Origin of the sequence: Streptomyces sp. NBC_01476 (assembly GCF_036227265.1) — a bacterium.
Taxonomy (GTDB): Bacteria; Actinomycetota; Actinomycetes; order Streptomycetales; family Streptomycetaceae; genus Actinacidiphila.
Map to the genome: position 1 here is coordinate 646,376 of NZ_CP109446.1, position 8,625 is coordinate 655,000.

General features: G+C 64.0%; 5 protein-coding genes and 2 rRNA genes (1 of these 7 running past the window's edge). All 7 read right to left on the reverse strand.

Annotated elements, in window-relative coordinates; genetic code table 11:
- Positions 1 to 17: 17 nt before the first annotated feature.
- The gene (locus OG552_RS02830) at positions 18 to 860 is read right to left on the reverse strand and encodes a DUF881 domain-containing protein (protein WP_329129274.1); all 843 of its coding nucleotides are present in this window, start codon (positions 858 to 860) and stop codon (positions 18 to 20) included.
- A 7-nt stretch (positions 861 to 867) separates the two neighbouring features.
- The gene (locus tag OG552_RS02835; protein WP_329129276.1) at positions 868 to 1,200 is read right to left on the reverse strand and encodes a small basic family protein; all 333 of its coding nucleotides are present in this window, start codon (positions 1,198 to 1,200) and stop codon (positions 868 to 870) included.
- A complete protein-coding gene (locus OG552_RS02840; protein WP_329129278.1) occupies positions 1,197 to 2,147 on the reverse strand; it encodes a DUF881 domain-containing protein in 951 nt (316 codons plus the stop codon). The genes OG552_RS02835 and OG552_RS02840 overlap by 4 nt, the downstream gene beginning before the upstream one ends.
- Before the next feature lie 72 nt (positions 2,148 to 2,219).
- The gene (locus OG552_RS02845) at positions 2,220 to 4,715 is read right to left on the reverse strand and encodes a mannose-1-phosphate guanyltransferase (RefSeq protein ID WP_329129280.1); all 2,496 of its coding nucleotides are present in this window, start codon (positions 4,713 to 4,715) and stop codon (positions 2,220 to 2,222) included.
- 23 nt (positions 4,716 to 4,738) lie between these two features.
- Positions 4,739 to 5,347 (reverse strand): CDP-alcohol phosphatidyltransferase family protein, encoded by a 609-nt coding sequence (locus OG552_RS02850; protein ID WP_329129282.1) that lies wholly within the window; start codon positions 5,345 to 5,347, stop codon positions 4,739 to 4,741.
- Positions 5,348 to 5,470: 123 nt separating this feature from the next.
- Positions 5,471 to 5,587, reverse strand: a 5S ribosomal RNA gene (gene rrf, locus OG552_RS02855).
- Positions 5,588 to 5,681: 94 nt separating this feature from the next.
- Positions 5,682 to 8,625 (reverse strand): 23S ribosomal RNA (locus OG552_RS02860); it runs 198 nt beyond the window's last position.

The window sequence follows — 8,625 nt, forward strand, 5'->3', positions numbered from 1 at the left end:
TGCCCCGGCCCCCAGCCTCACTGGGATGACCGAGCGTAGTCAGGCTGCTTCGACGGCCGCAAGGCGTCCACGACGATCTTCTGCGACCTGACCACATCGGCAGTGGCCTGCTCCTTCTCCAGCGTCTGAACCACCCCGCCGGGGATGTTCAGCGCCGGTTCCAGATCCTGCGGATTGCCGATGACCTTGAACTCGTACGGCTGCGCCACCTGGTGGCCGTCGACCTGCACGCCGTCCGTACCCTCCGTGAAATAGGTGTCGGCGACGACCCGGACGTTGTCGATCTGGATCGCCTCCGCTCCTGCTGCCCGCAACTCCTGGACGGCGTCCAGCAGTGAATCCGCCTCCACACCGCCGCGCGGGTCGGTGACGGTCAACGTGATGCCCGGCCCCTGGGCAGGCACCGTACCGGCCAGCACGCCCAACTCCCGCGCTTTCTGCTGGGTCTGCTTGAGCGCCTCGGCCGCCTGGTCGGAACTGGTCTCCAACTGGCTGCGCTGGCTATCCAGTCCCCGCTTCTCGTCCTCCAGTCGCTGGCTGCGGTTGTCCAGCTCGGTCAGGATGCGGACCAGGTCCTCCTGCCGGGCACCGCGCAGCGCACCGCCGTTGTCACTGGTGGAGCGGACCTGGATGGCCAGGCCGAGCCCCAGGACGAACAGCAGCAGCGCCACGATCAATTGGGCCCGCGACAGCCGCGGCGGCCACAGGCCGGCCACCAGCCGCTGCCGGCCGGTCATCCGGGCCTTGGGCGCGGCGGCCGGCTGAGTGGCCGGTTCCGCGGCCGGCTGGGCCTGTTCCGGCGGATGATCCGCCGGCTCCAACGGGCCGTCCGGCTCGGGCGGTTCGTGCTCGTCGCTCATCGCGCGCTCACGCCCGGAAGACATGGCGGCGGATGGCGGCCGCGTTGGAGAAGATCCGGATGCCCAGCACCACCACCACACCGGTGGACAGCTGCGAGCCGACCCCGAGCTTGTCGCCGAGGAAGACGATCAGCGCGGCCACCACCACGTTGGAGAGGAACGACACGACGAAGACCTTGTCGTCGAAGATCCCGTCCAGCATGGCCCGCAGGCCGCCGAAGACCGCATCGAGGGCCGCCACCACGGCGATCGGAAGATAGGGCTCGAAGCCGGAGGGCACCACGGGGCGCACCACGAGTCCGACCACGACTCCAACGACGAGGCCCAGTACCGCGATCACTTCGAACCCTTTCCGTTCCCGGCGCTGCCCGCCTGCTTGCCGCCGTCGGCCGCCGGCTGCCCGGCGACCGGTTCGGCGTACCGCACGATCAGGCTGGGAGCGGCGGCCAGCCGCAGGTCCTCCTGGACGGAGATGCTCGCGCGGATCCCGTAGTTCTCCTGCAGCACGTGCAGGTACTGCCCGTCAGCGCTCTCCTGGAATGCCTTGCTCAACCGCTTCCCGTCCCCGATCGCCAGCACCGTGTACGGCGGCGCCAGCGGTTTGTTGTCGACCAGTATGGCGTCACCCGCGGCCCGGATCGCCGACAGTGCGGTCAGGCGCTGCCCGTTGACCGTGATCGCCTCGGCACCCGATGCCCACAGGCCGTTCACCACACGCTGCATGTCCCGGTCCCTGACCCGCCCGGTGTCGGCGAAACCACTGCTCTCACGCGGACCGCCGGTGGATCCCTGGGAGGCCTCCCTGGCGTCGTCGACGATCAGCTTCACACCGGGCCCCCGCACCGGCGTGGCCGCGGCCAGCAGTTCGAGCCGGGCGTCACCGTCGCCGCCGTGCTGCTTGAGCGCGGCCTGCTGCTCGCTGGAGACGGTGTCACGCAGCGAGTCCACATCCTGCTGGAGCCGGTCGGCGCTCCTGGTCTCGGTCTGGATGCGGTCGATGAGCTTCTGCCGCTCCTTGGCCTCGGTCGGCGCCGAGACCTGCGCCTGCGCCGCGCCCAGCGTCACCACGATCGCGGCGAGCACCAGTCCGGCGGCGAGCCAGAGCCGGCCGCTGAGCGCGGTGGGCAGCCGGGAGGTGCCGACCGCGCCACGCCGCGCCGCGGCCTCCGCGTACCCGTCGTCGAGGCTGTGCTCCATGACGTTGGTGAGCAGCGACATCGAGGCGTCGGGACGCCGCGGAGCAGCCCCGGGTACGGGGCTGCTCCGATCGGGTCGCTGCTGCGGCATGCCGCACATCGTCGCACGTCGGGGCCGTCGGACTCGAACGGCCCCTGTACGACGCGCCGTTGCGGCGTCAGGTCACCGCCCGGCGCTCTCCACGACCTCCGACCACTCGTCCAGCAGGGCCTGCGCGGACGCGTCGTCCGGGCCTTCCGCCCACAGGTGTGTTACGGCTTCGGCGGGGTCGGGCAGCACCATCACCCAGCGTCCGTCGGACTCCACCACCCGCACACCGTCCGTGGTGTCCACCGACCGCTCCCCGGCCTCCTCCACGACCCGGCGCATCACCGAGCCCTTCACCGCCCACGGTGTCGGTACGTCCCGCTTGAGGACGTGGGCGCGCGGGATACGGGCGTCGATCTGGCTGAGGGTGAGCTGGGTACGGGCCACCAGGCCGATCAGCCGCACGAACGCGGCCGAGCCGTCGAAGACACTGCTGAACTCCGGCACGATGAACCCACCGCGCCCGTCACCGCCGAAGATCGTGCCCTCTTCCCGGCCCACCCGGGTCAGGTCGTCGGGTGACGTCGTCGTCCAGGTGACCTGAGTGCCGTGGTACGCGGCCACCTGCTCGCCGATCCGTGTCGTGGTCACCGGCAGTGCCACCCGGCCGCTGCGCCGCTCTGCGGCCACCAGGTCGAGCAGCACCAGCAGCGCCCGGTCGTCCTCGATGATCCGGCCGCGCTCGTCCACCAGCGACATCCGCTCGCCCACCGGGTCGAAGCGCACCCCGAAGGCGGCCCGCGCCGACGACACGATCTCGCCGAGCCGTACCAGGCCGGCCCGGCGGCTCTCCTCGGTCTCGGTCGGACGGGCCTCGTCCAGACCGGGGTTGACGGTCAGCGCGTCCACCCCGAGCCTGCCGAGGAGGCTCGGCAGCACCAGGCCGGCGCTGCCGTTGGCGGCGTCGACCACGACCTTGAGCCCGGCGTCCGCGATGCCCGAGGTGTCCACCGCGCGCAGCAGCGCACCGGTGTAGGAGTCGAAGACGGTGGCCGGGAAGTTCAGGTCACCGATCTCGCCGGGGAACGCCCGGCGGTACTCCTGGCGGGCGAAGACCCGGTCCAGCTTCCGCTGTCCGGCGGCCGACAGGTCGGCGCCCCGCTCGTCGAAGAACATGATGTCCAGCGAGTCGGGCCGGCCCGGCGTCGTCCGGATCATGATGCCGCCGGCGCTGCCGCGCGCGGTCTGCTGCCGCGCCACGGGCATCGGCACGTTCTCCAGGTCCCGGACATCGATGGCGCTCGCCTGCAGCGCCGAGATGACCGCCCGCTTGAGCGCGCGGGCACCACGGGAGTGGTCACGGGCCGTGGTGACGGTCGAACCCTTCTTCAGGGTGGTCGCGTACGCACCGGCCAGCCGGACCGCCAGCTCCGGGGTGATCTCCACGTTGAGGATGCCGGAGACGCCGCGGGCGCCGAACAGATGCGCCTGGCCGCGGGACTCCCAGATCACCGAGGTGTTGACGAAGGCACCGGCCTCGACGGTCTTGAACGGATAGACCCGCACATTGCCCGAGATGATCGACTCCTCGCCGATCAGGCACTCGTCACCGATGACCGCGCCCTCGTCGATCCGCGCCGCCCGCATCACATCGGTGTTCTTGCCGATGACGCAGCCGCGCAGATTGGTGTGCTGTCCGATGTAGACGTTGTCGGCGATCACCGCCTTGTGCAGGAACGCGCCTGTCTTCACCACGACGTTGGAACCGATGACACTGTGCTCGCGGATCTCCGCGCCGGCCTCGACCTTCGCGTAGTCACCGATGTAGAGCGGTCCGCGCAGCACCGCGTCGGGGTGCACCTCGGCACCTTCGGCGATCCACACGCCGGGCGAGATCTCGAAGCCGTCGATGTCGACGTCGACCTTGCCCTCCAGTACGTCGGCCTGGGCCTTGACATAGCTTTCGTGGGTGCCGACGTCCTCCCAGTAGCCTTCGGCGATGAAGCCGTAAACCGGCTTCCCCTCTTTCATCAGCTGCGGAAATACATCGCCCGACCAGTCCACGGACACATCGGGCTCGACGTAGTTGAAGACCTCGGGTTCCATCACGTAGATACCGGTGTTCACCGTGTCGGAGAACACCTGACCCCACGTCGGCTTCTCCAGGAAGCGCTCGACGCGGCCTTCGTCGTCGACGATCGTGATACCGAACTCCAGCGGATTCGGAACACGGGTCAGACAGACCGTGACCAGTGCACCCTTCTCCTTGTGGAATTCGATCAGCTCGGTCAGATCGAAATCGGTGAGGGCGTCACCGGAAATCACGAGGAAGGAGTCGTCCTTCAACGCCTCTTCGGCGTTCTTGACGCTTCCGGCCGTCCCCAGCGGCTTTTCCTCGTGGGCGTAGGTAAGCTCCATTCCGAGTTCTTCGCCGTCCCCGAAGTAATTCTTCACCAGGGACGCCAAGAACTGGACTGTGACCACCGTCTCAGTGAGGCCATGCCGCTTCAGCAGTGTCAGAACGTGCTGCATGATCGGCCGGTTGACCACAGGCAGCAGAGGCTTGGGCATGCTCGAGGTCATCGGGCGAAGGCGGGTACCCTCGCCGCCTGCCATTACAACCGCCTTCATGTCGGAAACATCCTCCTCGTGACTCAGTCAGCCGTGGTGTCAGCCCTGACAAGTCGCCGGACCTGCACCACATAGAGGATCCCTGCCCACCAGTACAGGGTTGTACCCCAACCTGCGAACGCCCAGCCGAAAATTGCTGCCAGGGTCGCGAGCCATCCGCTTCCGTCGCTGAGCAGCAGCAACGGAAAGGCGTACATGAGGTTGAAGGTAGCCGCTTTCCCGATGAAGTTCACCTGGGGTGGGCCGTAGTGGTGCCTCCGCAGGATCAGCAGCATCACCGCCATCATCGCCTCGCGTGCCAGCAGCAGGATCGTGAGCCACAGCGGAAGGATGTCGCGCCAGGTGAGCCCGACCAGCGTGGACAGTACAAACAACCGGTCCGCGGCCGGATCGAGCAGCCGGCCGAGGTTGCTGATCTGATTCCACCGCCGGGCCAGCTTCCCGTCCAGGTAGTCACTGATGCCGCTGAGCGCGAGAACGAGCAGCGCCCATCCGTCAACCTTCGGTCCACCGAACTCGGGCCACAGAATCAGCCACAGGAACACGGGAACGCCCACCAGGCGGGCCATACTCAGGATGTTGGGGATCGTGAAGATCCGATCCGTTTGCACCCTGGTCTCCTGGACCTCCACCGGGTCCCCTCCTGCTGTATCTACGTGCTGCATGTGCGGACGTTGCGGGGCGACTCTACCCCAGACACAAAAAAGGCCCGGCGCCGGATCCTGTTCAGATCCGAGGCCGGGCCTCTAATAATTGTTCGGCGGTGTCCTACTCTCCCACAGGGTCCCCCCTGCAGTACCATCGGCGCTGAAAGGCTTAGCTTCCGGGTTCGGAATGTAACCGGGCGTTTCCCTAACGCTATGACCACCGAAACACCATGAAACACACACCAACCCACCCCGGAAACCCCAAGGGTGGGGGTTGGTGGCTGGTTGTTTCAGAACCACACAGTGGACGCGAGCACACATGGACAAGCCCTCGGCCTATTAGTACCGGTCAGCTCCACCCCTCACAGGGCTTCCACATCCGGCCTATCAACCCAGTCGTCTCCTGGGAGCCTTACCCCATCACGTGGGTGGGAGCCCTCATCTCGAAGCAGGCTTCCCGCTTAGATGCTTTCAGCGGTTATCCCTCCCGAACGTAGCCAACCAGCCATGCCCTTGGCAGAACAACTGGCACACCAGAGGTCCGTCCGTCCCGGTCCTCTCGTACTAGGGACAGCCCTTCTCAAGACTCCAACGCGCGCAGCGGATAGGGACCGAACTGTCTCACGACGTTCTAAACCCAGCTCGCGTACCGCTTTAATGGGCGAACAGCCCAACCCTTGGGACCGACTCCAGCCCCAGGATGCGACGAGCCGACATCGAGGTGCCAAACCATCCCGTCGATATGGACTCTTGGGGAAGATCAGCCTGTTATCCCCGGGGTACCTTTTATCCGTTGAGCGACGGCGCTTCCACAAGCCACCGCCGGATCACTAGTCCCTACTTTCGTACCTGCTCGACCCGTCAGTCTCACAGTCAAGCTCCCTTGTGCACTTACACTCAACACCTGATTGCCAACCAGGCTGAGGGAACCTTTGGGCGCCTCCGTTACCCTTTAGGAGGCAACCGCCCCAGTTAAACTACCCACCAGACACTGTCCCTGATCCGGATCACGGACCGAGGTTAGACATCCAGCACGACCAGAGTGGTATTTCAACGACGACTCCCCCCAAGCTGGCGCTTAGGGTTCACAGTCTCCCACCTATCCTACACAAGCCGAACCGAACACCAATATCAAGCTATAGTAAAGGTCCCGGGGTCTTTCCGTCCTGCTGCGCGAAACGAGCATCTTTACTCGTAGTGCAATTTCACCGGGCCTATGGTTGAGACAGTCGAGAAGTCGTTACGCCATTCGTGCAGGTCGGAACTTACCCGACAAGGAATTTCGCTACCTTAGGATGGTTATAGTTACCACCGCCGTTTACTGGCGCTTAAGTTCTCAGCCTCGCCACACCAAAGCATGACTAACCGGTCCCCTTAACGTTCCAGCACCGGGCAGGCGTCAGTCCGTATACATCGCCTTACGGCTTCGCACGGACCTGTGTTTTTAGTAAACAGTCGCTTCTCGCTGGTCTCTGCGGCCACCCCCAGCTCAAGGAGTAAATCCCATCACCAGGAATGGCCCCCCTTCTCCCGAAGTTACGGGGGCATTTTGCCGAGTTCCTTAACCATAGTTCACCCGAACGCCTCGGTATTCTCTACCAGACCACCTGAGTCGGTTTAGGGTACGGGCCGCCATGAAACTCGCTAGAGGCTTTTCTCGACAGCATAGGATCATCCACTTCACCACAATCGGCTCGGCATCAGGTCTCAGGCACCATGTGCGACGGATTTACCTACCGCACGCCCTACACCCTTACCCCGGGACAACCACCGCCCGGGCTGGACTACCTTCCTGCGTCACCCCATCGCTTACCTACTACCCCATCGGGCCAGCGGCTCCACCACTCCCCATCACTCCGAAGAGATCAAAGGCGGCTTCACGGCCTTAGCATCAGAAGATTCAGTACTGGGCGTTCCAAAGCGGGTACCGGAATATCAACCGGTTGTCCATCGACTACGCCTGTCGGCCTCGCCTTAGGTCCCGACTTACCCTGGGCAGATCAGCTTGACCCAGGAACCCTTAGTCAATCGGCGCAAGAGTTTCCCACTCTTGTATCGCTACTCATGCCTGCATTCTCACTCGTGAACCGTCCACCACTGCCTTCCGGCGCAGCTTCACCCGGCACACGACGCTCCCCTACCCATCCGTACACCCGTTAGGGCTTAACATACGAATGACACGACTTCGGCGGTACGCTTGAGCCCCGCTACATTGTCGGCGCGGAATCACTTGACCAGTGAGCTATTACGCACTCTTTCAAGGATGGCTGCTTCTAAGCCAACCTCCTGGTTGTCTCTGCGACTCCACATCCTTTCCCACTTAGCGTACGCTTAGGGGCCTTAGTCGATGCTCTGGGCTGTTTCCCTCTCGACCATGGAGCTTATCCCCCACAGTCTCACTGCCGCGCTCTCACTTACCGGCATTCGGAGTTTGGCTAAGGTCAGTAACCCGGTAGGGCCCATCGCCTATCCAGTGCTCTACCTCCGGCAAGAAACACACGACGCTGCACCTAAATGCATTTCGGGGAGAACCAGCTATCACGGAGTTTGATTGGCCTTTCACCCCTAACCACAGGTCATCCCCCAGGTTTTCAACCCTGGTGGGTTCGGTCCTCCACGACCTCTTACAGCCGCTTCAACCTGCCCATGGCTAGATCACTCCGCTTCGGGTCTTGAGCATGCTACTAAATGTCTAATTAAAGACGGCGCCCTGTTCGGACTCGCTTTCGCTACGGCTCCCCCACACGGGTTAACCTCGCAACACACCGCAAACTCGCAGGCTCATTCTTCAAAAGGCACGCAGTCACGACACCAAGCGCAAGCACTCGATGCGACGCTCCCACGGCTTGTAGGCACACGGTTTCAGGTACTATTTCACTCCGCTCCCGCGGTACTTTTCACCATTCCCTCACGGTACTATCCGCTATCGGTCACCAGGGAATATTTAGGCTTAACGGGTGGTCCCGCCAGATTCACACAGGATTTCTCGGGCCCTGTGCTACTTGGGTGGTAAGCAAACGAGCCGTACAGATTTCAGCTACGGGGGTCTTACCCTCTACGCCGGACCTTTCGCATGTCCTTCGCCTATCCATACGGTTTCTGACTCGTCTCACAGCCGGCAGACCATGAAAGCCCACTCCCACAACCCCGTATACGCAACCCCTGCCGGGTATCACACGCATACGGTTTGGCCTCATCCAGTTTCGCTCGCCACTACTCCCGGAATCACGGTTGTTTTCTCTTCCTGCGGGTACTGAGATGTT

Excerpts from the sequence above, each read along its gene's own strand:
- OG552_RS02830 (WP_329129274.1), bottom strand. The coding sequence starts at position 860 with ATGAGCGACGAGCACGAACCGCCCGAGCCGGACGGCCCGTTGGAGCCG.
- OG552_RS02845 (WP_329129280.1), bottom strand. The coding sequence starts at position 4,715 with ATGAAGGCGGTTGTAATGGCAGGCGGCGAGGGTACCCGCCTTCGCCCG.
- OG552_RS02840 (WP_329129278.1), bottom strand. The coding sequence starts at position 2,147 with ATGCCGCAGCAGCGACCCGATCGGAGCAGCCCCGTACCCGGGGCTGCT.